The sequence below is a fragment of the Nonomuraea thailandensis genome (assembly GCF_024172165.1).
Lineage (GTDB): Bacteria > Actinomycetota > Actinomycetes > Streptosporangiales > Streptosporangiaceae > Nonomuraea > Nonomuraea thailandensis.
The window spans coordinates 2,892,913-2,915,832 of the sequence record NZ_JAMZEB010000002.1 but is presented as its reverse complement, the minus strand read 5'-3'; the positions used below and the strand labels follow the sequence as shown (position 1 = coordinate 2,915,832).

Genomic DNA, 22,920 nt, shown 5'->3' with positions numbered 1-22,920 from the left:
TCAGGCCGGTCGGTCGTGAGGGTTCAGGCCGGTCGGTCGTGCTGGTCGAGGTTCCAGTGGTCGGCCACGGCGGCCAGCGCGTGCCAGGCCGTCGCCGGGTGCAGCGTCTCGGCGGGGTCGCCGTCGAACGGGTCGAGCACCACGGTGTCGGCCCCGAGCGCGCGCAGCTCCTCCAGGTCTTCGACGATCTGGCCGATCGTGCCCTCCCCCGCGCGCCGCTCCGGGCCGGTGACCGGCGTGCCGGTCAGCCGCAGCACGATGCGCGGGGTCAGCGCGGGCGCCGGCCGTCCCAGCTCGCCGGCGACGCCCTTGAGCCGCTGCGCCGCGTCCCGCAGCCACGGGAGCGTCGTGCGCAGCGGATGGTACGCCTCACCCAGGCGCACCGCCCGGCGCAGCCCGGCCTCGCCGTTCCCGCCGACCCAGATGGGGATCGGCCCGGCACGGTAGTCGTCCTCGTCCGCCCACGCGGCCCGCATCGCCGCGAGGTGCTCGTCCGTCAGCCGCCCGCGCCGCTCGAACGGCACCCCGAGCGCGTCGAACTCCTGGCGGGCCCAGCCGGTGCCCACGCCGAGGACGAGCCGGCCACCGCTGAAACGGTTGAGGTTCGCCGCCATCCGGGCCATGAGCAGGGGGTGGCGGTACGGCACGATGAGGACCGAGGTGCCGAGCCTGATCCGGTCGGTGACGCCGGCCAGCCACGAGAGCGTGGTGAACGGCTCGTAGAACGGAGCCGGATACTGCTCGGCCACGTCGGGCGTCACCACGACGTGGTCGGAGATCATCAACAGGTCGTAGCCGAGCGCCTCCACCGTCCGCGCCCAGCGGCGCAGGACGGCCGGGCCGGTCCCCGGCCCGAAGTTCGGCACGTTCACCCCGATTCGCATGGCAGGAAGGCTATCGAGGCGGCGGCCCGGAGCTGAAGGCCTTCTTCACGGCCTTGACGGCCGATGGCCGGGAATCTGCCGGTAGTTTGGCGAGATGACCGAGGAACTCGACGAGACCGACTGGTCGATCCTGGCGGAGGTCCAGCGGGACGGCCGCATCCCCTTCACCGAGCTGGGCCGCCGGGTCAATCTCAGCGCCTCGGCCACCACCGAGCGCGTCAGACGGCTGGAGGCGCTGGGCGTCATCTCCGGCTACCGGGCCGACGTCGATCTCACCAGGGTCGGCTACGCCATCCTGGCCGTCGTGCGCCTGAAGTACCCGGGCAACCGGCACGAGCCGCTGCGCCGCCTGTTCGGCGAGCGCACGGAGATCCTGGAGTGCCTGCGCACCACCGGCGAGGACTGCTACACGCTGAAGGTGGCGGCGGGCTCCATGGCGCACCTCGAGAGCATCGTCGACGAGCTCGCCCGGTTCGGCAGCACCACGACCAACCTCGTCTACAGCCAGCCCCTGCCCTACCGCGGCCCGATGACCCCGCCCCGATGACCCGTCAGCCCCGCCCGTACCGGTCCTCGGCCCGCCAGAAGTACCAGAACCCGCCCACGAGCGCGGCGACCGCCCACACCAGGCACGAGATCCACACCATCTGCGGCGGGGTGTGGCTGGCGATGAGGATGTCCCGCATCCACTCGATGTAGGAGGCGGCCGGGTTCAGGTACATGGCGGTGGCCACCCATTCGGGCAGCCCCGCGCTGTTGACCACCTTGTCGTGGATGGCGAAGAACACGCCGGAGGCGTACAGCCACGTCCGCATGATGAACGGCAGCAGCTGGTTGAGGTCGCGCAGCGAGGCGCCGAGCCTGGCCAGGATCAGCCCCGCACCGACGTTGAACATCGTCTGCAGCACCAGCACGAGCGGGATCATCAGCCAGAGCAGCGTCGGCGGCTCGTCGGTGATCACCACGATGACCAGCAGCACGCCCATGGAGATGACGAGCTGCTGCAGCTCCTGGATCGTGTACGCCAGCGGCAGCGAGGCCCGCGGGAAGTGCAGGGCACGGATCAGCGACAGGTTGCCGGAGATCGACTTGGCTCCGGCCGTGACCGTGCGCTGCGTGTAGGTGAACACGAACATCCCGGTCAGCAGGAACGCCGGATAGTTCTCGATGCCCTTGCTGCCGCCGAGGATGAGGCCGAACATCACGTAGTAGATGGCGGCGTTCAGCAGCGGGGTGATGACCTGCCAGAGCTGGCCCAGCGCCGAGCCGGAGTACTTGGAGACGTTGCGCGAGGTCGCGTACGTCAGCACGAAGTGCCGCCGCTGCCAGAGCTGGCGCAGGTAGACGGGGAAGCCGGGGCGCGCGATGGCGGGCCGGAGCCCGTGCCTGCGGGCCAGCTCGGCCAGCGACTGGGGTGCGGGGTCTTCCACTTGGCTCATGAGCACCTCGAAGCGTTGCGGTCACCGCGCCGGCCCGCCCGGTGATCGAAGGGTTCTTGCATGCTCGATCATGCCCCGTGGCGGGGGGCGCCGGTCCAGTCCCGGGCCGGTGCGTCGCGCAGTCGAGCGCCTCATCCGGCGAGGTACGGGCGCAGCGCCTGCCCCAGGGCGTCGCGCATCGCGTCGGGCAGCGTGCCGTCACCGGTCAGCGCCCACAGGATGAGGGCGCCGTTGTAGGCCGTCTGCACCGCCCGGGCCAGCGGGCCCGCCTCCGCCTCTTCGACCAGCTCCCCCGCCGCCACCGCGGCGGCCAGCAGGGCGGCGATCTCGTCGCGGGTGCGGCGGGCGTGCTCGGCCGCGTGCGCGCGGAAGTCGGGGTCGGTCAGGTCGAGCTGCAGGAACCCGAGGCTGCCCGACAGCTCCTCGGGCGTGGACACGCCTTCCGCCAGGTGCACGAGCGCGGCGCGCAGGGCGGCCAGCGGCGAGGCGTGCTCCCGGCGGGCCCGCTCGTACGGCTCGGCCGCGGTGCGGGCGGCGTCGGCGGCGAACGCCAGGAGCAGGCCGCGCTTCGAGCCGAACCGCTGCACCAGCGTGGCCGGCGACAGCCCGGCCTCCTGGGCGACGGCGGCCAGCGTGAGCCCCTGCGGGCCGTGCCGGCCGATCGCGCGGGCGGTCGCGCCCAGGATCGCCTCGTCGCTGGTGGTGCGGGGCCTGCCCATGATCGGTTCCCCCCGAGTTTAGTGAATGCGCGTTTATAAACTAGCAGCTCCCCCGCCAGGACGCCGCCCGCCACGACGGCGCCTGTCAGGGCAGCGCCTGCCGCAACGGCGCCTGTCAGGACGGCGCCTGTCAGGACGGCGCCTGTCAGGACGGCGCCTCTCAGGACGGCGCCTGTCAGGACGGCGCCTGTCAGGACGGCGCCTCTCAGGACGGCGCCTCTCAGGACGGCGCCTGTCAGGACGGCGCCTCTCAGGACGGCGCCTCTCAGGACGGCGCCTCTCAGGACGGCGCCTGTCAGGACGGCGCCTCTCAGGACGGCGCCTCTCAGGACGGCGACGTGACGCCTGTCACCGCGAACCGCTCGACCTCGGCCACGTGACCGCCGGTGGAAGCGACGATGGTCATCGTCCGCCCCGGCTGCGCCGTGAACGAGACCCGCGCCGACCAGGCCGCGTTCTCCCCTCCGGCGGGCAGGCAGCACCGCTCCCCCACCGGGGCGTCCGAGCCCGGGTGGCGGACCTGGACCCTGATGCTCTCGTCCACGCCGGTGATACGGCCGCCGACGGTCACCGGGGAGCCGACGGCGGCGCCGTACGCGGGCCTGGTCAGGGAGAGCGTGGTGTCGTCGGTGCCGACCACCTCCCAGGGGGCGTCCTGGCCGGGCCCGTACCTCATGAGGTGCACGACGGCCGCCACCAGCGGCCGGGAGGCGTCCTCCGCGCGGAAGCCGACGTGCACGCGGGCGTGCGGGCCGTCCGTCACGGTCTTGACGGCGCGGTCGATGTCGGCGAAGCCGAGGAAGTCGCGGCTGAAGGCGATCGCGGTGCGGCGGGCGTCGAGGTGCCACGGCTCGTGGCCGCTCGCCCGGTACTCGCGCTGCCAGGCCGCCGCCTCCTCCGGGCTGGAGAACGGCCACAACGGCTGGTAGCGGCCGGCGATCAGGGTCTCACCCGGGCCGGGCCGGGCCTTCGGGGTGGTGCCCGCAGGCGAGGTGGGGGCGGGTGAGGTCGGGTCCGGCGAGGTCGGGTCCGGCGAGTTGGGGCCCGGCGAGGTGGGGGTGGGGGCGGGTGAGGAGCTCAGCGTGGCGGTGTCCGGCGCGCGCGGCGGCCCGGCGTCGCCGCAACCCGCCACAACTGCCCCCAGCACGGCGAGCAACGACAACACTCCTACGGTCAACGCTCTCATGCGGCGCCTCCTGCCAGGGCCGGTGGGGTTCGGGGGTTCGTGTGGCGCGGCCTGGTGACAGACGTACCCACTGGCTGCTCCCGCTTCCCGTGAGACGGGCCGCAGGTCCTGGGTCACGAGGTCCGGCGGCCATGGCTGGGCGCCGCGTGCGCGGGTAGCGTCCAGACATGGCCACCTTCGATCTGACCAGCTTGCGCGCCGTCGTCTTCGACACCGACGGCGTGGTCACCGACACGGCCCGGGTGCACGCCGCGGCGTGGAAGCACGTCTTCGACGCCTTCCTCAGGGGGCGCTCGGCGCCCTTCGACATCCGCGCCGACTATCTCACCCATGTGGACGGCCGGCCGCGGCTCGACGGCGTGCGCACGTTCCTGGCCTCGCGCGGCATCTCGCTGCCCGAGGGCGGGCCGGGCGACGAGCCGGGCGCGCCGACCGTGCACGGGCTGGGATTGGCCAAGGACGGGCTGTTCATGGAGCAGATCCGCCAGCACGGCGTGGCCGCCTTCCCCGCCACGGTGGCGCTGCTGCACGACCTGCGGCAGCGCGGCTGCCGTACGGGGGTGGTGTCGGCGAGCAGGCACTGCCGGGCGGTCGTGTCGTCCGCGGGGCTGCTGCACCTGTTCGACGTGCTGGTGGACGGCAACGACGCGGCCCGGCTGGGCCTGCCGGGCAAGCCGGATCCCGCGCTGTTCCTGGAGGCGGCGCGGCGGCTGGAGCTGCCGCCCGGCGACGTGGCGATCGTGGAGGACGCGCTGCCGGGTGTGGAGGCCGGGCGCAGGGGCGGGTTCGGGCAGGTCGTCGCCGTGGACAGGAGCGACACGCAGGCCGCCGCGATGCTGGCGGCCGGGGCCGGCGCGGTCGTCGCCGACCTGGCCGACGCCGACGTGACGGGCCGCGTGCCCGTGGGCCGCAGATGAACGCCCGCGCGGACGTGACGGGCCGTCTGCCGTGAGCTGCCGATGAACGCGATCGCGAACCTGCCCGTGAGCCGAGACGATGAACGCCGTCGCGAGTGCGCCCGTGAGCCGACGACGAACGCCATCTCGAATGCGCCCGTGAGCCGACGATGAACGCCGTCGCGCCGGACGCCTGGACGCTCGTCTACGAGGGTTTCGAGCCCGCGGGCGAGGGGCTGCGCGAGGCGCTGTGCACGCTGGGCAACGGCCGGTTCGCCACGCGCGGCGCCACTCCCGACGGGGAGCCGCGCACGCCGGGCACGTACCTGGCGGGCTGCTACGACCGGCTCGACTCGGTGGTGGCCGGCCACACCGTGACGAACGAGGACCTCGTCAACCTGCCCGACTGGCTGCCGCTGACGTTCGCCACGCCCGGCTCCGGCTGGTTCCGGCCCGAGCGGGCCGACCTGCCGCTCTACCGGCACGAGCTGGACCTGCGCCGCGGCGTGCTGGTGCGGGAGCTGCGCTGGCGCGACGGCGAGGGCCGGGTCACCCGGGTACGCCAGCGCCGCCTGGTGTCGATGGCGGACCCGTACCTGGCGGCGATGCAGACCACGTTCACCGCGGAGAACTGGTCGGGCCCGCTGCGCGTGCGCGCCACGCTGGAGGGCCGGGTGCGCAACGAGGGCGTGGCCCGCTACCGCGACCTGCGCGGCGACCACCTCACCGGGCACGCGACCGGCTCGGAGGACGACCTGGCCTGGCTGACGGCGCGCACCCGCAACTCGCACGTCGTCGTGGCGCTGGCCGCCAGGATCGACGCAGGCGTGCCCGCCAGGCCGGCGCTCGGCGCCGGTCACATCACCTCCGACCACGTGCTCGACCTGGCCGAGGGCGTGCCGGCCGAGCTCACGAAGGTCGTGGCACTGGCGTCCTCGCGCGATCCGGCCAGCCACGATCCGCGCTCGTCGGCGCTGCGGCACGTGCGCCGGGCGCCGCCGTTCGCGGAGCTGCTGGCGCGGCACGAGGCGGCGTGGGAGCGGCTGTGGCGGCGGGCCAGGCTCGACGTGGACGGCCCCGAGCTGTCGCTGGTCGTGCACCTGCACATCTTCCATCTGCTGCAGACGCTGTCCCCGCACACGGCCGACCTGGACGCCGGGGTGCCCGCCCGGGGGCTGCACGGCGAGGCGTACCGGGGGCACGTGTTCTGGGACGAGCTGTTCGTGCAGCCCTGGCTGGACCTGCGCTTCCCGCAGATCTCGCGCGGGCTGCTGCGCTACCGCTGGCGGCGGCTGCCCGAGGCGCGGGACGCGGCCAGGGAGGCCGGCCACGACGGCGCGATGTTCCCGTGGCAGAGCGGCAGCGACGGCCGCGAGGAGAGCCAGGTCCTGCACCTCAACCCCGCCTCCGGCCGCTGGCTGCCCGACCACTCCCGGCTGCAGCGGCACGTCGGCCTGGCCGTCGCCTACAACGTGTGGCACCACTACCTGGCCACCGGCTCCATGCCGCCGTGGTGCGCCGAGCTGCTGCTCGACATTGCCAGGTTCTTCGCCTCGCTGGCCGTCCCCGCCGGCGACCGGTACGAGATCCGCGGGGTCATGGGCCCCGACGAGTACCACGACGCCTATCCGGGCGCGTCCGTCCCCGGCCTGGACAACAACGCCTACACCAACGTCATGACCGCGTGGCTGATGGCGCGCGCCCGCGACACCGCCGCGCTGGCCCCCGACCTGGCCCCGGCCGCCGCGGAGCTGGACCGCTGGGACGCGCTCGGCCGCCGCCTGCGGGTCGACTTCCACGACGGCGTGATCAGCCAGTTCACCGGGTACGCCGACCTGCTGGAGCTCGACTGGGACCGCTACGCCGGCGTGCGCCGCCTGGACCGGGCGCTGGAGGCCGACGGCGACGACGTCAACCGGTACAAGGCGTCCAAGCAGGCCGACACCCTCATGCTGTGCTACCTGCTGACCGGCGACGAGCTGACCGGCATCCTGGAGCGGCTCGGCTATCCGCCCGATCCGGATCTCATCCCCCGCACCGTCTCCTACTACCTGCGGCGCACCAGCCACGGCTCCACGCTCAGCGCCGTCGTGCACGCCTGGGTGCTGGCGCGCTCGAACCGGGCGCAGTCGTGGCGCTTCTTCACCGAGGCCCTGCACAGCGACATCAGGGACGTCCAGGGCGGCACCACCGCGGAAGGCATCCATCTGGGCGCCATGGGCGGCACGCTCGACCTGCTGCAGCGCTGCTATCTGGGCTTGGAAGTCAGGCGCGACGGGCTGCGGCTGGACCCGCTGCTGCCCGGCGAGCTCGGGCTGGTGTCCATGCCGATCCGCTACCGGGGGCGTCAGGTGTTCATCGACGCCGACCATCACGAGGCCCGGCTCAACGGCGCCGCACGCCGTACCTATGGCAGAGGGGAAGTCATCATGACAGGCACAGGGGATCTCGGCCGTCGCGTCATCCACCACCGCGAGCGCCTCGGGCTGACCCGCGAGCAGGTCGCCGAGCGCGCGGACATGTCACCCGGTTACCTGAAATATCTGGAGGAGAACGCCGACACACCCGACACCGGAGCGCTCTATCGGCTGGCGGACGCGCTGGGCACGACGGTGGAGGACCTGCTGGGCGGGGGCCAGGACCGGCCGCCGGGGCGCGGGCCCGCCATGGCCCACCCGTCGCTGGAGACGCTGGACGAGCAGGAGTGCCGGCGGCTGATCGCGCCCGGCGGGATCGGGCGGGTGGCGTTCAACGGCTCGCACGGGCCGACGGTGCTGCCGGTCAACTACAAGGTGCACGAGGGCTCCATCGTCTTCCGCACCGCCGCGGGCGGGGCCATGGACCAGGACCTGCGCACCGGGCTGGAAGGGGTCGACATCCTGATCGCCTTCGAGATCGACAACTTCGACGAGACCAGACGGGAGGGGTGGAGCGTGCTGGTCCAGGGGCCCGCGCACCACGTGCCGGCGGAGGAGGCGGACGGCGCGGCCGGCACGGGCGTCACCCCGTGGGCCGGGGGCGAGCGGCAGCTCTACATCCGCATCGTCCCCCAGCAGATCACCGGGCGCCGCATCCACGGCATCTGAGGGGGCACGCGGGTCAGCGGCAGCCCGTGACGGCGAAGGCCATGAACTGCGTCACCTCCTCCTCGGAGAAGTTGTCGTCGGAGCCGATCACCAGCGTGCACTCGCCGCTCGCCAGCCGGGGGCCCCAGGCCATGCCCTCCAGGTTCTGCACCGGCGGGCGGAACCGGCCGAGGTCCTGGACCAGCCGCTTGGTGACCGGCCGGTACCTGCCGGCCTGCGTCAGCGAGTCGCGGCCGAGGACGTTCGAGGCGCCGCGCAGGTCGATCTCGTACAGCTTGGCCCGGTATCCCACGCCCTGGATCCAGGACCGTTCGAGTGCCAGGTACCGGTGGTCGTCGATGGCCAGCAGCTCCGACACGCCGCTGTCGCTCTGGCCCTCCGGCGGGCTCGGCGGGGCCGCCAGGGCGTCGAGCGGGTAGGCGTACTGGGCGCGGGTGCGGCCCTTGCGGTCCCACACAGTCAGCCGCGTCACCGAGCCGCCGCCCGCCGTCGGCGTCGGGCCGTCCTCGTAGCGCGGGCCCTCGGTCACGGCGGTGACGGCGCGTGCGGTGACGGCCACCCCCTCGAATCCGAAATTGCGGCGCGGCCCGCTTTCCGTGCTCTCGAAGCGCAAATTCGACGGCACCGGCAAATCAGCGACCTCGCGCCCTTCGAGGTTCATTCCGCGCACTGTGGAATGGGAGATGGGAATATCCGGATTCGCGCGGTCGGGCCGGTCGCCCTCGTCGCCCCACAGCAGCCGCCCGCTCCACCGGTCGACCCGGATCGACTCGGGGTCGGCCGAGCCCGGCTTGCCGTAGGCCGGGTACGGTGTCCCGTCCGGCCTGGTCAGCGTGGTGACGCCGGTCAGCCGCACGCCGGTGAAGCCGCCCGTCGTCGGGTCGATGGCCAGGCGGCCGGTGTAGAAGCGGGCGGGGCCGTAGCGCCAGCGGTCGTCGGAGACGAAGTACCAGGCGCCGGTGCGCGGGTCGTGGTCGAAGCCCGACAGGCCGCCCACGGTCGTGCCCTCGAACTTCACCAGGTACGGGATGCGCTGCTCGCCGAGGAAGCGGGTGATCCGCACTGGCTCCCGCGGGGCGGCCGCAGCGGGCGGAGCCGTGCCCGCCACCACCGCGAGAGCGAGGGCGATCCCCGTAATTCTCCGTGCACTTCTCCGTGTACGCGCCAATTGTTCCTCCGTCTCGGAATTCGACGGAGGAAATGAAAGCGCGTCTCACCGGAGAAGTCCACGAAGAAACCAACCGCATGCCGCACTGCAAAAGGCGCAAATCACTGCTCGATGTCGGGCAGGGTGACCAGGTGCAGGCTCCCGTCGCGCAGGCCGGCCGCCGAGGCGCCGAGAACGCTGCCGTTGCCGTCGATCTTCGTCGCGCTCGCCGCCCACGCACCCGCCGCGCCGCGCGCCCGGGTCCAGACGCCGTACGCGGGCACGACGGTCTGCACGTGCAGCGTGCCGTCCGGCAGGGCGGCCGCGGCCAGGGCGCTCACCGAGCCGTTGGCGTCGATGCGGACGGGGGCGGGCTGCCACGTCCCGGTCGCGCCGCGCGCCAGCGTCCACACCCCGGAGCCGGGCACCGCGCTCTGCACGTGCAGGCTCCCGTCGGGCAGCGCGGCGGACGAGATCGCGGCCACCGAGCCGTCGGCGGAGATCTTCACCGAGCTGCCCGCCCAGGCGCCGGCGGCGCTGCGGGTGCGGTCCCAGATCCCGGCCCCCGGCACGACGGTCTGCACGTGCAGGCTGCCGTCGGGCAGGCCGGCGGCGGACACGTCCGAGACGTCGCCGTTCTCGTCGATCTTCGTCGCGCTCGCCGCCCACGCGCCCGCCGCGCCGCGCACCCGGTTCCACACCCCGGAGCCGGGCACGACGGTCTGGACGTGCAGCGTGCCGTCGGGCAGGGCCGCAGCCGACACGTCCGAGACGTCGCCATTGCTGTCGATCTTGACGGCGTGCTCGTCCCACACCCCGGCCGGGCTGCGGCCCCGGTCCCACACGCCGCTGCCCGGCACCACCGTGAGCACGTGCAGGCTCCCGTCGGGCAGCGCGGCCACCGCCACGCCGGAGATGCCGCCGTTGCCGTCGATCCGGGCGGCGCTCGCGTCCCACGCGCCGGACGCGCCGCGCGTGCGGCCCCAGACCGTGCCGCGCAGGCTCCGGTCCTCGGCGCCGTAGTACGGGCTCCACACCCGCGCCTTGTAGAAGGCCGCGCCGGTGCGCCGGCGGGTCATGGCGGGGCCGAAGAAGTCGACGGTGTCGGTGCACCAGGTGCTGGCCGTGCACGATCCCGGGGGCGTCTTGGCGGAGTCGGCCCGCGTCTGCACGATCTGGCCTGAGGGCTGGTTGCCGATGGACTTGACGGCGCCCCTGCTCGCGCCGCTCCCGGCGGGGATGAAGGTCTTGGTGATCTTGTCGTACAGGTAGGCGGCCGAGCCCGTCGTAAGCCAGAGCCTGCCCGGGTCGTGGGCGTGGCCGTACACGTCGTGGCCGTGCGGCGTCGGGAGCACGGCCCTGCGCGAGGTGTCCTCGCGCAGGGTGGGCCGGGCGGGGGTGCCCTCGACCGCGAGCGCGGTCAGGATGGGCTGCGCGGTGGCGGAATCCCGGCCGATCACCCACAGCCGCCTGATCGCCGGGTCCCACAGGGCGGCGTGCGCGTCGGCCAGCCTGTACTCGGCGTACGTGGCGGCGTCGGGCCCCTGGGAGGAGGCGTACACCCTGACCCAGCCGCCGGTGGAGGCGGCCACCGCGAGGTTGCCGTCGGGCAGCAGCTCGGCGGCGTGCAGGTTGCCGGGCAGGATCCGCGCCCACTGCCGCACGCCGTCAGGGTAGGAGACGACGGCCGCGACGCCCCGGCTGCCGCCGGCGGCGACCACGACGCTCTTGGCCCCGGACGGCCGCTCGCGCAGCTTGAAGTCGGCGATGAGGCCGAACGCCGAGACCTCGTCGGCGGTGAACCGGCCGGGCGTCACGCTGGGCTGCCACGCCCATCTCACGGCGGCGGTGCCGTTCCAGTCGGCCACGGCGGGGTCGAAGGCGATCAGCCGCCTGCCCGTCTGGTCGCCTCCCACCACCCAGTAGTCGCCCGGGGCCGCCGCCGCGGGGCCCGCGGGCGCCCCCATGCTCACCAGCATGACCGCGACCATCGATAACAACCGCATCCACTGCCTCCTTGACCGGGGGAATCAGGTGGGGGCCGAGGCGGCGACACCGTCGAGGATGAGCCGCAGGCCGTGCGCGAACGCCTCGTCGCTCGTCGGCGCGCCGCCCGTCCTGACCCCCTCGACCGTGAGCGGGTAGTCCGTGGCGTACGCGGCCAGGCCGGGGCTGTCGCCGCGGCCTCGCCGGTCGAGGCGGGCCTGCTCGTTCAGCACGAAGCCGAGCGTGTAGTGGCTGATCGCGGTGATCGCGTGCAGGCCCCGCGCCGGGGTGAAACCGAGCCCGGTCAGCGTCCTGAGCTCCTCCTCGAAGCTCCTGGCCACGCCGGGCCCCGGGTCGCCGGCGGCGACCAGCCGCGCGCCGTCGCGGTGGCTGAGCAGCGTGCGCCGGTAGCGGTGCGCGCGCCGGGCCAGCCACTCCCGCCAGCCCTCGCCCTCGGCCGGCCCGCCCATGTCATGGGCGAGCAGCTCCCGGGCCATCTCGTCGAGCAGCTCCTGCTTGTTGCGGAAGTGCCAGTAGAGCGCCGGGTTCTGGACGCCCAGGCGGGCGGCGAGGCGGCGCACGGACAGGCCTTCCAGGCCGGCCTCGTCGAGCAGCTCGAGCGCCGCCCGCACGACGGTGTCCCGCGCCAGTCCCTTCTGTGCCATCGCGGATCACCTTAACACCGCTAAGTCATCGGGCTCCGCGTCCGCCGACCACGCCGTCGAGTCCAGGTCGTCGTTCGCGCCCGCCGATCACGCCGTCGTGTCCGGGTCGTCCTCGCGCGTGCCGATCACCGCCGTCGCGTCCAGGTCGCCGGAGGTGGCCACCCGGACCGCCAGCCCAGCGGCGCGTACGGCCTCGGCGGTCGCCGCCGCCTGGCGCTCGCTGGTCTCCACCAGCAGCCACCCGCCCGGCGCGAGCCAGCCGGGCGCGCCGCCGATCACCCGCCGCACCACGTCCAGCCCGTCGGAGCCGCCGTCCAGCGCGTGCAGCGGCTCGTGCAGGCGGGCTTCAGGAGGCAGCAGGCCCACCGACTCCGTCGGCACGTACGGGGGGCTGGCGATCAGGATGTCCACCCGGCCGCGCAGCGAGGCGGGCAGCGGGTCGTACAGGTCGCCCTCGTGGACCGTCGCCGTCCCCGCGAGGTTGCGCCGGGCGCAGCGGACGGCGGCGGGGTCGAGATCGGCGGCGTGCAGCTCGGCATGCGGCAGGGCCGCCGCCACCGCCGCGCCCATGGCGCCCGTGCCGCAGCACAGGTCCAGGACCACCGGCGTGCCCGCGACCTCGCGCGCCAGCCCCACGGCCGCCTCGATGAGGAACCCGGTGCGCGGCCGGGGCACGAACACCCCCGGCTCCACGTACACCCGCAGGCCGCAGAACTCCGCCCAGCCCAGGACGTGTTCGAGCGGTTCGCCTGCCACCCTGCGCGCCACCATGGCGTCGAGGTCGGCAGGGGTGGGCGCGGCGGACAGGAGCAGCTCCGCCTCGTCCTCGGCGAAGACGCATCCGGCGGCGCGGAGGCGGGCGATGATGGCAGCAGTACTGATAGATGACGAAAAAACCGACATGGGAGCCTTTCGGGATGCCGATGGGCGCTCCCGCGGTCACCTATTCCTTGTGGGCCGCACTTCGCGAGGGGAGCACCCGGACTGACACAGCGGTAATGGGTCTCACCTCCCGAGGACGATCCCACGTACGAGACCGCCACAGTATCAGCCCGCCGCATCCCCGCCGGACGGGCCCGCGCCCCGTGTCCCGTCGTCGTGTGCGCGGCACGGTCACGACTTGTGCGAGCTCCGGTCACGGCAGGGGCGGACGCTGAGCGAGCCCGTCCACGAGCGCGGTGGCCGGCACGTCGTCCTCTCCGAGGTGCCCGTCCGCGGCTCCGCCGCCCCGTACCGGGCGATCGGCGAGGTGTTCGGATGGCTGTGCGTGGCCGGCGCCCTCGTGCTGACCGGCCTGGCGGTCCGGCGGCCGGAGGGCCGGCCCTGATCGAACTGCCGCGCCGCTGGGTACGTTCGCCCTGCTCGATCTCTTACATCACCGGCGAGGAGCCGTCATGCAAGCCATCACCGTCCGGGACCGGGCCGCCGGTCTGGCCGGGCTCTCGCTGACCGAGGAGCCCTACCCGCACGCCGCCGAGAACGACGTGATCGTGCGGGTGCACGCCGCGGGGTTCACCCGGGGAGAGCTCGACTGGCCGGGAACGTGGGCGGACCGCGCGGGCCGCGACCGCACACCGAGCGTGCCCGGGCACGAGGTGTCCGGGACGGTGGCGGACCTGGGGTACGGGACCACCGGCCTGAGCGTGGGACAGCGGGTGTTCGGGCTGACCGACTGGACCCGCAACGGCTCGCTGGCCGAGTACGTGGCGGTGGAGGCGCGCAACCTGGCGCCGCTGCCGGCCGACATCGACCACACCGTGGCCGCCGCCCTGCCGATCTCGGGCCTGACCGCGTGGCAGGCGCTGTTCGACCACGGCCGCCTCACCGCCGGGCAGACCGTGCTGATCCACGGCGCCGCGGGCGCCGTCGGCTCGATCGCGGTGCAGCTCGCGCGCGAGGCGGGAGCCCGGGTGATCGGCACCGGCCGGGCCGGGGACAGGCCCACGGCGCTCGGCCTGGGCGTGGACGCCTTCCTGGACCTGGAGACCGGGCGCCTGGAGGACGCCGGTCAGGTCGATCTGGTGCTCGACGTGATCGGCGGCGACGTCCTGGACCGCTCCGCCGCCCTGGTGCGCCCCGGCGGCACCCTCGTCACCATCGCCGCGCCGCCGTCGGTCCTGCCCGGCAACGGCCGGGCGATCTTCTTCGTCGTCGAAGCCGATCGCGCCCGGCTCGCGGACCTGGCCCGCCGGCTGCGGGAGGACCGGCTCCGCGTGCTCGTCACGGCCGTGCGCCCGCTGGCCGAGGCGCCCGCCGCGTTCGCGGCCCGCGGCAAGACGATCATCCGGGTCGCCTGATGCCCTGCGATGGGCGAATCATCGCCAGGGCTTGAGAACGCCCCTGGTTAACCGCCTGGAGGCCCGGACAGCGTACTCGGACAGAGCACGATTGGAGAGCCGTCATGATCCGAGTACGGTTCGCCCGGAGCCTCCTGGTGTACGGCCTGGCGGCTTCGGCGGGCGCGTGCGCCGCCTCCGTGGCGGAGCAGCCGACCGGCCGGGCGCCGATCGCCGCCGTGACCACGCAGCCACCGGCCGAGACGCTCACGCCCCTGCTGGAGAAGGCGCTGCCGAACGTCAAGGGCAAGACGTTCACCTCGGCGATCGCCGACTTCCCGCCCGCCGCACGCGCGGTCCCGCACCGGCACGGCAACGCCTTCGTCTACGCCTACGTCCTGGAGGGCACGCTGCGCAGCCAGATCAGCGGCGAGCCGGTGCGCACCTACCGCCAGGGCGAGAGCTGGGTCGAGCCGCCGGGCGCCCACCACGTGCTCACGGAGAACACCAGCACGTCGAAACCGGCGAAACTCCTGGTCATTTTCATCTCGGACACAGGAGCCGAGATCAAGGTCGACGATCGGCCGAGGTAGCGGTGAGGAACCCATGAGCGACGAACATCTGCACCACCTGGACAACCCCGACGCGACCACGCCGCCGCCGAAGATCGAGCTCATCTCGTCGGTGCCGTCGCCGCCGCCGATGCCCGACAACGCCGAGGCGATGACGATCCGGGTCACCCTGCCGCCGGGCAGCGCGGGCAACCCGCCGCACCGCCACACCGGCCCCGCGTTCGGGTACATGATCAGCGGCGAGATGCTCTTCGAGCTGGAGGGCGAGCCGGAACGGGTCGTCAGGGCCGGGGAGACGTTCTGGGAGCCGGGCGGCGACCTCATCCACTACCAGGACGCCAACAACCTCCCGGACGCCGTGACCGAGTTCGTCGTCACGATGTTCGGGGTGGCCGGGCAGCCGATGCTGATCCCGGTGAGCGCGGAGGAGCTCGAAGCGCGCCGGGACCGCCGGGCGCCCCGCCCATGACACGGCCTTCGCCGTCCTCACCGGCTCCCGGTAGCCCTGGGCGGCCGCTTCGCCGGCGCTGGGCGGCGGGGTTCGGCGGCCTGGCCAATCTGGCCAGGTGGCTCTGGCGCGAGGCGAAGTGGCTGATCATCGGGGTCGTCGTGCTCTTCGTGGCGACCGGGCTGCTGATCGGCTGGGTGGAGGCCTACGAGATCCTCATGGGCTTCCGTTCTCCGTCCAGCGCCAAGCACTCGATCCTGGCGTGGGCGCTCTCCGTGGTGGGCTGGGCGATCATCCCGGCCCTGATCGGCGCCGTGGTGGGCTATCTGTGGCTGTGCAAGAAACCACGCTGACAGGTCGCATCGTCCCGGGCCGCGGCGTCAGGCGGCGAGCCAGCCCTCCCGCCTGGCGAGCCGCCGCGCCGTCCTGACGAGCGCCGTCACCGGGGGCGGCGCGGCCCGCTCCCAGGACAGCCGCAGCTCGATCGGCGGCAGCTCGTCGAGGACGGGCAGGAACGCGATGCCGCCCGGCAACTGGCTGCCCAGCGAGCGCGGCAGCAGCATGAACCCGCTGTCGCTGAGGCTCACGTCCAGGTTGCGCAGGCAGGGCAGCGGGTTCTCCCAGATCTCGAACTCCTCGCCCGTGCTCCCCAGCGCCGCGAGGACCTCGTCGTGGTAGAGCGGCGCGAAGTGCCGGGGGAAGAAGCGCAGCGTCTCACCGCGCGCCCGGCCCGGTCCGGCGCGCCGGCGCGGGGCAGGGCCTCAGCGCGACAGCGCGTAGGAGCTCAGGCTGCCGCTCCGCAGCCGATCGGCCACCGACTCGGCGATCTCACCCACCCGGATCGCGGTGTTGGACAGCAGGGTCGAGGTGAGGCCGTGGGTGTGCTCGCTGGCGCCCTGGACGTAGATGCCGCAGCGCATCGCCTGGGAGGTGACGACCCGGTAGTCGCGGTCCAGCCGCACGCCGCCGCCGGGGAGCCGCTCGCAGAGCCGTCCGGCCTCGCCGAGCAGGGTGAGCGGGTCGGCCGGCCGGTAGCCGGTCGCGTAGACGATGACGTCGGTCTCCAGCAGGGTGCGCTGGCCGGTGGGCAGGAACTCCACCGTGACGCGCAGCCCGCTCTCGTCCCGCTCGACGCCGGCCAGCCGTGAGGCGTTGTGGATGCGCAGCCGCTCCTTGCCCTGCACCTTCTCCTGGTAGTGGCGGCGGTACAGCTCGTCGATGAGGTCCAGGTCCACCACGGAGTAGTTGGTGGTGGCGTGGTAGGCGCGCAGCCGTGACTTGACCTCGTCGGGAGCGGTGTAGAAGTGGTCGACCGCCACGGGGTCGAAGATGCGGTTGGCGAAGGAGCTGTCGTCGGCGGGGGTGTAGCCGTACTTGGTGAAGACGGCGCACACCTCGGCCTCGGGGAAGGCGCCGTGCAGGTGCTCGGTCACCTCGGCCGCGCTCTGCCCCGCCCCGACGACCACGAACCTGCGCGGGTCGCGCAGCCCTGGCAGCTTGCCGAGCAGTTCCTCGCTGTGCCAGACCCGCTCGTCGGTGACCAGGCCGTCCGGCAGGACCGGTTCGAGGCCGGCGGCCAGGACCAGGTTGCGGGCGCGGCGGGTGACCAGCGTGCCGTCGGCCTGCCGGACGACCACGTCGAGGAGCTCGATCGTCCCGCCCGTCTCGACGGGGGTCACCGCGACGACCTCGCAGCCGTATTCCACCTGCTCGGAGAAGCCGGCGGCCGCCCATTCCAGATAGTCGTGAAACTCCATCCGGGACGGGAACATCGTCTTGTGATTGATGAAGTCGGGCAGCCGGCCCTTGTCCTGGAGATAGCAGAGAAAGCTGAATTCGCTGGTCGGGTTGCGCATGGTGACCAGGTCCTTCAGAAAGGACACCTGCATGGTCGTGCCTTCCAGCAACATGCCCCGGTGCCAGCCGAAGGCGGGCTGCTTCTCGAGGAACACGGCGTCGAGCACGTCGCCCATGCGCGCCTGGCGTTCCCGCAGCGCTATCGCCAGGGCGAGGTTGGAGGGTCCGAAGCCGATGCCTACGAGGTCGTGCACGTGCTGCTCCGCTGAGGACATGGAGGCCTTTCCGCCGGTGCGTAACTGGGGTGGAGTCGTGGCACAAATTAGGTTAGCCTGGCCTAATTAAGGCGAGCCTAACTTAATCCGATCCCCTCGACAAGGAGGCCCCATGCGGGTCGTGATGTTCGGCTACCAGACCTGGGGTCATCGCACGCTCCAGGCACTGCTGGATTCCGCGCACGAAGTCGTCCTGGTGGTGACCCACCCGAAGAGCGAGCACGCCTACGAGAGGATCTGGAGCGACTCGGTGGCCGAGCTGGCCGAGGCACACGGTGTCCCGGTGCTGCTGCGCAACCGGCCCGACGACGAGGAGCTGATGGTCCGGCTCAAGGAGGCCGAGCCCGACCTCATCGTCGCCAACAACTGGCGCACCTGGATCCCGCCGGAGATCTTCGCCCTCCCCCGCCACGGCACCCTCAACGTGCACGACTCGCTGCTGCCCGCCTACGCCGGCTTCTCCCCGCTGATCTGGGCGCTGATCAACGGCGAGCCGGAGGTCGGCGTCACCGCGCACATGATGAACGACGAGCTGGACGCCGGCGACATCGTCGTGCAGCGGGCCGTGCCCGTCGGGCCCGCCGACACCGCCACCGACCTCTTCCACCGCACGGTCGACCTGATCGCGCCGATCGTCACCGAGGCGCTCGACCTCATCGACTCCGGCCGCACCGCCTGGACGCCGCAGGACAGGTCGAAGGCCAGCTTCTTCCACAAGCGGTCGGTCGAGGACAGCAACATCGACTGGAGCTGGCCCGCCGAGGACATCGAGCGGCTGGTCCGCGCCCAGTCCGACCCGTATCCCAACGCCTTCACGCACTACAAGGGCGAGCGCGTGCGCGTGCTCAAGGCCTCGGTGTCGCAGGGGATCTACGGCGGCACGCCCGGCCGGGTCTTCATCCGGGAGGGTGACGGCGTGGTGATCGTCGCGGGCGCCGAGGCCCGCCGGGGCCGCAGCCACGGGCTGGTGATCGAACGCGTGCGCACGGAGGACGGCAGGGACCTGCCCGCCACCGAGGTGTTGCGCACCATGGGCGGCTACCTCACCCGTCACCCGTGAGCGTGTGGTGGCCCGCCTGCCGGGCCACCACCATCCGCGAGCACCCAGGAGACGTCCCGCAGCAGGGCGTGCCGCCAGCCCGCCCGGTCGTGGCCCGAGGCCGAGCGCGAGACCCGCACCGTGGCGCCGGCCCGCTCGGTCAGGGTCTCGACCAGCTCGCAGTGCGGCAACATCCGCCTCTCGTGCTCCCCCACGTCGAACGCGACCCGCAGCCCGGACAGGCCGGCGTGCTCCCTCAGGCGCGCGGCGACGGCGCCGCCGACCGGCCCGCCCATCGGGTCGGGCAGGCCCCGGGCCCCGGGCGCCCACCAGAACGACCCCGACTGGCAGGCGAGGCCGGACATCAGCCCGGGGAACTCCAGGGCCGCGTACAGCGCGCTCAGCCCGCCGAGGCTCTGCCCGGCCACCACCGTCCGGCCCGGGTCGGCGGGCACGCCGCTCTCCGCCACCAGCGGCAGCAGCTCGTCCCTGATCGCCTCCCACAGCTCCGGCCTGCAGGCGAGCTCGGCCTCCCTGTCCCTGGCGGGCACGAAGACGAGCGTGACGGGAGGCAGGTCGCCCTGGGCGACGGCCGAGTCGAACGCGGTCATGGCCGGGTGCAGGTACAACCAGTCGTCCCCGTCGAGCAGCAGGACCACCGGCCCGCCGCCGCCCGCCGGATGCACGCGCACCGTGCGCCGCCCGCCGAGCCGCTCGCTGGTCCAGCGCAGGCGGGTGCTCGGCAGCGGCAGGACGCCGTCGGGGCCGACAGCGGGCCAGTGCGGCTGGGCCGGGGCGTCGGGGGTGGCGGCGATCGACCGGTCGCCGCCGGCGCCCACGGGGTTGAACGGGTCGGCGCACTCCCCTTCGGCGGTGCGGAGCTGGTAGGTCACCCGCAGCCGCGCGGGCATGGCGACCTCGGCGTACCAGCAGTCGGTGTCACCCCAGCGGCGCAGGGGCACCGGCTCCGACCAGCTCTCGAAGCCGACGCTCGCCGGGGACCCGCGCCACAGGAACAGCGCCGTCCAGCCGCCCGCGCCGTCGGGCACGGTCGCCGGCGCAATCGCCGGCACGGTCGCCGTCGCCACTGCCGCCCAGAACTCCTCGGTGCCCGGCTCACCGGGTAACCCGAACCTGGCGAAGGTGTCGTCCATCGCAGCCCCGTCCGTCCCTACCGTCGGCCAGCGACTAAGGATAGCTTTACCTAAATCAATTGATCGAGACGGCGGTGGCGAACGTCGTATGGGAACTTCCGGGGCAGCGCGGGCGCACCGGCGGCGCGCGGCGGGAGCGGTCACGCTGGTGGTGGTCCTCGCGCTCGTGGGAGCCGCGTCGCTGGCCGTCGGCGCGCGCGCGTTGAGCCCCGGCGAGGTCTGGTACGGGCTGTTCGGGACACCGGTCGCCGACCAGCGGCTCAGCGAGATCACGCTCATCCTGCGGACCGTGCGGGTGCCCAGGACCGTGCTCGCGATCGTGGCAGGCGCCGCGCTGGGGGTCGGCGGGGCGCTGATCCAGGGGTTCACGCGCAACCCGATCGCCGACACGGGGCTGCTCGGGGTGAACTCCGGCGCCTCGTTCGCCGTGGTGACGGTGATCCTGCTGTTCGGGATCTCCAACCCGTTCCAGTACGTCTGGTTCGCCTTCCTCGGGGCGGCGGCCGCCGGGGTCGTCGTGTTCGGGCTGGCGAGCCTCGGCAGGGGAGCCGGCAGCCCACTGACGCTCGCGCTGACCGGCCAGGGGATCACGGTGTTCCTGGCGGCGATGACCACGGCGATCGCGCTGTCGGACCAGGCGTCGCTCAACGCGCTGCGCTTCTGGAACGCCGGCTCCGTGGCCGGCGTCGGCTTCGAGGTCATCTGGCCGGTGACGGCGTTCATCGCGGCCGGGCTGGTGCTGGCGCTGACCACCCTGCCGGCCGTCAACCTGCTCAACCTCGGCGACGACGTGGCCAGGGGGCTGGGCGTGAACACCAGGCTGAGCAGGACCGCCGGCATCGTGGCCATCACGGTGCTGGCGGGCGCGGCGACGGCGGCCTGCGGGCCCATCGCCTTCCTCGGGCTCATGGTGGCCCACGTGGCGCGCTACCTCACGGGGCCGGACTATCGCTGGCTGGTGCCGTACGCGGGCCTGCTCGGCGCCGTCGTCCTGCTGGCCTGCGACATCGTGGGGCGCGTGGTGACGCGGCCGGGCGAGTTGCAGGCAGGCGTGGTGGTCGCGCTGGCGGGCGCCCCGTTCTTCGCGGCGCTGGTGTGGCGCGGGAAGTTCAGGAGGACATGAAGGAGACGGCGGTCAGGCGCACGGTGGCGCCGGGCGTGCGGCTCGGCCGGGCGTCGCTGGTGTGGCGGCCCTGGCTGCTGGCCGTCACACTGCTGCTGGCGGGCGCGACGTTCCTGGTGTTCTGCCTGTCCATCGGCGTCGGGGACTTCCCCATCGGCCTGCCCCAGGTGATCGCCACGATCTTCGGGCGGGGCGAGCGGGTCGACGAGTTCGTCATCATGGACCTGCGGATGCCGCGGGCCCTGGCGGGGCTCGTCGTCGGCGTCGCACTGGGCCTGTCGGGGGCGATCACGCAGTCCATCGCGCGCAACCCGCTGGCCAGCCCCGACGTGCTGGGGATCACCGGGGGCGCGAGCGCGGTCTCGGTGTTCCTGGTGACGGTGTCGGGCGGGGCCGCCGCGGCGGTCAACGGCACCGTGGGCCTGTCCGCGGCGGCGCTCGCGGGCGGCCTCGGCACCGGGCTGCTGGTGTACCTCATGGCCTGGCGGCGCGGGATCGAGGGCCTGCGGCTCATCCTCATCGGCATCTCGGTGAGCGCCGTGATGGAGGCGATCACCACCTGGCTGCTGGTCACGGCGGACATCCGAGACGTGGCCAAGGCCCAGGCATGGCTGATCGGCTCGCTGGAGGAACGGTCGCGGGGCGAGGTCCTGGTGGCGCTGTGGTGCACGCTCGCCCTCCTGGCCGTGATCGTGCATCTCTCCTTCCACCTCGGGCCGATGCACTTCGGCGACCAGGTCGCGGCGAGCCTGGGCGTGCGGTACTCGATGGTGCGGGCGGTCCTGCTGCTGTGCGCGGTGCTGCTGGCCGGCGTGGCGGTGAGCGCGGCGGGCCCCGTCCCGTTCGTCGCGCTGGTGGCGCCGCAGGTGGCGATGCGCCTGGCGCGGCACGCGACACCGCCGCTCCTGGCCTCCGGGCTGGCGGGCGCGCTGCTGCTGACCGGCGCCGACCTGGTGGCCCGTACGGCGCTGCCGGCCGGCCTCCCCGTAGGCGTGGTCACCGCCGCCGTCGGCGGTCCCTTCCTCGTCTACCTGCTGGTGCGGGCGAACCTCAGAAGAGACCGCTAAGCAAGGTTAGCCTTACCTAATATCGGCGTGTTACGGTTTCCCTGGCAGTCGAGACCGCAGCGGACAGCAAGGGACCCCGATGCCTTCACACGGAACGACCCCGACGGCCCTACGGCGCTCAGCGGTGGCAGCGATGGCACTGTCCGCCGCGATCCTCGTCGCGGCCTGCGGCTCCGGCCCGGCGCCACAGCCGGAGGCCGGCAGCGCGGCCCCCACCACCGGCGGCGCGTTCCCGGTCACCGTGGAGCACGCGTTCGGCTCCACCCGGATCGCCCAGGCCCCGCAGCGGGTCGTCTCCGTCGGCTACACCGACGACCAGGCCGTCCTGGCGTTCGGCATCAAGCCGGTCGGCATGGTCGACCAGTACCCGAACCCGCCGGGCAGGACGCCCGACATCAACACCCAGTGGCCCTGGGTGAAGGACCGGTGGGGCGAGACCCGCCCCGAGGTCGTCATGACCAACGGGGACTCCGGCCCCAACTACGAGAAGATCGCCGCGCTGCGGCCCGACCTGATCGTCGCGGTCTACTCCGAGATCGACCAGGCCGCCTACGACCGGCTCACCAGGATCGCCCCGACGGTGGGCCGCACCAGGACCGAGCAGGAGCCGTTCAGCGCGCCGTGGCAGGACAACGCGGTGCACATCGCCAAGGCGCTCGGCAAGGCGGACGAGGGCGCGAAGATGGTCCAGGACATCCAGGCCAAGCTCGACGCGGCCCGCGCCGCGCATCCCGAGTTCGCCGATCAGACCGCCGTCGCGCTGTCCTGGTTCAAGAACTCGGTCGCGCCCTTCACCACCACCGACGTGCGCGGGCGCCTGGTGACGGGCATCGGGTTCAAGGGGCAGACGGAGATCGACAAGATCGCGGGCGGTAGCTTCTACACCGTGCTTTCCCCAGAACGTATCGACCTCATCGACGTCGATCGCATCTTCGTCATCGCGGACCAGGCCGACCAGGCGGCGCTGAAGAAGTTCGAGCTGTTCGCCAACCTGCCCGCCGTCAAGAGCGGCAAGGTGTCGTACCTGCTCGACAGCGAGGGTCCCGCCGTCGGCGCGGCCATCTCGCAGAGCACCCTGCTGTCGCTGCCGTACGCGATCGACGAGCTCGTCAAGTCGGCCGGCCAGGGATGACGCCGGTGCACGAGCCCCGTCCCCGGCCC

Annotated in this window: 23 protein-coding genes and 1 pseudogene; 12 read left to right on the top strand and 12 right to left on the bottom strand. The window is 73.1% G+C overall.

Going from position 1 to position 22,920, the window contains the following annotated elements:
- Window positions 1-23: 23 nt before the first annotated feature.
- Entirely contained in the window at window positions 24-884 is an 861-nt protein-coding gene (locus HD597_RS16955; protein ID WP_253743288.1) for an LLM class flavin-dependent oxidoreductase, read from the bottom strand.
- Window positions 885-978: 94 nt separating this feature from the next.
- Between HD597_RS16955 and HD597_RS16950 the strand changes: the two genes are divergently transcribed.
- Entirely contained in the window at window positions 979-1,431 is a 453-nt protein-coding gene (locus HD597_RS16950; protein ID WP_253743287.1) for an Lrp/AsnC family transcriptional regulator, read from the top strand.
- Between the two features lie 4 nt (window positions 1,432-1,435).
- On the opposite strand, the gene HD597_RS16945 is transcribed toward HD597_RS16950, so the two are convergent.
- From HD597_RS16945 to HD597_RS64500, 4 genes and pseudogenes are all read right to left on the bottom strand, one after another.
- Window positions 1,436-2,323, bottom strand: coding sequence for an ABC transporter permease (locus HD597_RS16945; protein ID WP_253743286.1), 888 nt, complete (start codon window positions 2,321-2,323; stop codon window positions 1,436-1,438).
- Window positions 2,324-2,454: 131 nt separating this feature from the next.
- Window positions 2,455-3,042: a TetR family transcriptional regulator gene (locus tag HD597_RS16940; RefSeq protein ID WP_253743285.1), complete on the bottom strand. Its 588-nt coding sequence runs from the start codon at window positions 3,040-3,042 to the stop codon at window positions 2,455-2,457.
- Between the two features lie 89 nt (window positions 3,043-3,131).
- Window positions 3,132-3,341: pseudogene (locus tag HD597_RS64505) on the bottom strand (pentapeptide repeat-containing protein); the annotation flags it as partial.
- Window positions 3,342-3,367: 26 nt separating this feature from the next.
- Window positions 3,368-4,228 carry a hypothetical protein gene (locus HD597_RS64500; RefSeq protein WP_276082941.1) on the bottom strand — a complete coding sequence of 287 codons (861 nt, stop codon included), beginning with the start codon at window positions 4,226-4,228 and terminating at the stop codon, window positions 3,368-3,370.
- Between the two features lie 167 nt (window positions 4,229-4,395).
- Between HD597_RS64500 and HD597_RS16930 the strand changes: the two genes are divergently transcribed.
- Window positions 4,396-5,145 (top strand): HAD family hydrolase, encoded by a 750-nt coding sequence (locus HD597_RS16930; RefSeq protein WP_253743284.1) that lies wholly within the window; start codon window positions 4,396-4,398, stop codon window positions 5,143-5,145.
- A gap of 149 nt (window positions 5,146-5,294) precedes the next feature.
- Window positions 5,295-8,210 (top strand): pyridoxamine 5'-phosphate oxidase family protein, encoded by a 2,916-nt coding sequence (locus HD597_RS16925; protein ID WP_308210631.1) that lies wholly within the window; start codon window positions 5,295-5,297, stop codon window positions 8,208-8,210.
- A 13-nt stretch (window positions 8,211-8,223) separates the two neighbouring features.
- Here HD597_RS16925 and HD597_RS16915 read toward each other — a convergent pair whose 3' ends face one another.
- The 4 genes from HD597_RS16915 to HD597_RS16900 all read right to left on the bottom strand — a co-directional run bounded on the left by HD597_RS16915 (window position 8,224) and on the right by HD597_RS16900 (window position 12,911).
- On the bottom strand, window positions 8,224-9,273 hold the full coding sequence (locus HD597_RS16915) for an esterase-like activity of phytase family protein (RefSeq protein WP_253743278.1): 1,050 nt from the start codon (window positions 9,271-9,273) through the stop codon (window positions 8,224-8,226).
- Between the two features lie 206 nt (window positions 9,274-9,479).
- Window positions 9,480-11,363, bottom strand: a complete 1,884-nt coding sequence (locus tag HD597_RS16910) for a DUF6528 family protein (protein WP_253743276.1) — start codon at window positions 11,361-11,363, stop codon at window positions 9,480-9,482.
- A 24-nt stretch (window positions 11,364-11,387) separates the two neighbouring features.
- A complete protein-coding gene (locus tag HD597_RS16905; protein ID WP_253743274.1) occupies window positions 11,388-12,008 on the bottom strand; it encodes a TetR/AcrR family transcriptional regulator C-terminal domain-containing protein in 621 nt (206 codons plus the stop codon).
- Window positions 12,009-12,095: 87 nt separating this feature from the next.
- Complete coding sequence (locus HD597_RS16900) at window positions 12,096-12,911, bottom strand: putative protein N(5)-glutamine methyltransferase (protein ID WP_253743272.1); 816 nt, start codon at window positions 12,909-12,911, stop codon at window positions 12,096-12,098.
- Between the two features lie 217 nt (window positions 12,912-13,128).
- Between HD597_RS16900 and HD597_RS16895 the strand changes: the two genes are divergently transcribed.
- The 5 genes from HD597_RS16895 (at window position 13,129) to HD597_RS16875 (ending at window position 15,657) form a co-directional block, all read left to right on the top strand.
- Window positions 13,129-13,335 (top strand): hypothetical protein, encoded by a 207-nt coding sequence (locus HD597_RS16895; protein WP_253743270.1) that lies wholly within the window; start codon window positions 13,129-13,131, stop codon window positions 13,333-13,335.
- A gap of 67 nt (window positions 13,336-13,402) precedes the next feature.
- Window positions 13,403-14,305, top strand: coding sequence for an NADP-dependent oxidoreductase (locus HD597_RS16890; protein ID WP_253743268.1), 903 nt, complete (start codon window positions 13,403-13,405; stop codon window positions 14,303-14,305).
- A 104-nt stretch (window positions 14,306-14,409) separates the two neighbouring features.
- Window positions 14,410-14,877, top strand: a complete 468-nt coding sequence (locus tag HD597_RS16885) for a cupin domain-containing protein (RefSeq protein ID WP_253743266.1) — start codon at window positions 14,410-14,412, stop codon at window positions 14,875-14,877.
- Between the two features lie 13 nt (window positions 14,878-14,890).
- Window positions 14,891-15,325, top strand: coding sequence for a cupin domain-containing protein (locus tag HD597_RS16880; RefSeq protein ID WP_253743264.1), 435 nt, complete (start codon window positions 14,891-14,893; stop codon window positions 15,323-15,325).
- A complete protein-coding gene (locus HD597_RS16875) occupies window positions 15,322-15,657 on the top strand; it encodes a DUF6313 family protein (RefSeq protein WP_253743262.1) in 336 nt (111 codons plus the stop codon). Before HD597_RS16880 ends, HD597_RS16875 begins: the two co-directional genes overlap by 4 nt.
- A 27-nt stretch (window positions 15,658-15,684) precedes the next feature.
- Here HD597_RS16875 and HD597_RS16870 read toward each other — a convergent pair whose 3' ends face one another.
- Together HD597_RS16870 and HD597_RS16865 are read right to left on the bottom strand one after the other, a co-directional pair.
- Window positions 15,685-15,891 carry a type 2 periplasmic-binding domain-containing protein gene (locus HD597_RS16870; RefSeq protein ID WP_253743261.1) on the bottom strand — a complete coding sequence of 69 codons (207 nt, stop codon included), beginning with the start codon at window positions 15,889-15,891 and terminating at the stop codon, window positions 15,685-15,687.
- 174 nt (window positions 15,892-16,065) lie between these two features.
- Window positions 16,066-17,376: a lysine N(6)-hydroxylase/L-ornithine N(5)-oxygenase family protein gene (locus HD597_RS16865; RefSeq protein ID WP_253743259.1), complete on the bottom strand. Its 1,311-nt coding sequence runs from the start codon at window positions 17,374-17,376 to the stop codon at window positions 16,066-16,068.
- Window positions 17,377-17,488: 112 nt separating this feature from the next.
- Between HD597_RS16865 and HD597_RS16860 the strand changes: the two genes are divergently transcribed.
- On the top strand, window positions 17,489-18,436 hold the full coding sequence (locus tag HD597_RS16860) for a methionyl-tRNA formyltransferase (protein ID WP_253743258.1): 948 nt from the start codon (window positions 17,489-17,491) through the stop codon (window positions 18,434-18,436).
- On the opposite strand, the gene HD597_RS16855 is transcribed toward HD597_RS16860, so the two are convergent.
- A complete protein-coding gene (locus HD597_RS16855; protein WP_253743256.1) occupies window positions 18,427-19,569 on the bottom strand; it encodes an alpha/beta hydrolase-fold protein in 1,143 nt (380 codons plus the stop codon). The genes HD597_RS16860 and HD597_RS16855 overlap by 10 nt on opposite strands.
- 88 nt (window positions 19,570-19,657) lie before the next feature.
- Here HD597_RS16855 and HD597_RS16850 point away from each other — a divergent pair, with 88 nt between their 5' ends.
- From HD597_RS16850 to HD597_RS16840, 3 genes are all read left to right on the top strand, one after another.
- Window positions 19,658-20,692, top strand: coding sequence for a FecCD family ABC transporter permease (locus HD597_RS16850; protein WP_276082940.1), 1,035 nt, complete (start codon window positions 19,658-19,660; stop codon window positions 20,690-20,692).
- Window positions 20,689-21,759 (top strand): FecCD family ABC transporter permease, encoded by a 1,071-nt coding sequence (locus HD597_RS16845; protein ID WP_253759372.1) that lies wholly within the window; start codon window positions 20,689-20,691, stop codon window positions 21,757-21,759. Before HD597_RS16850 ends, HD597_RS16845 begins: the two co-directional genes overlap by 4 nt.
- A 133-nt stretch (window positions 21,760-21,892) precedes the next feature.
- Window positions 21,893-22,891 (top strand): iron-siderophore ABC transporter substrate-binding protein, encoded by a 999-nt coding sequence (locus HD597_RS16840; protein WP_253743253.1) that lies wholly within the window; start codon window positions 21,893-21,895, stop codon window positions 22,889-22,891.
- Window positions 22,892-22,920: the final 29 nt, after the last annotated feature.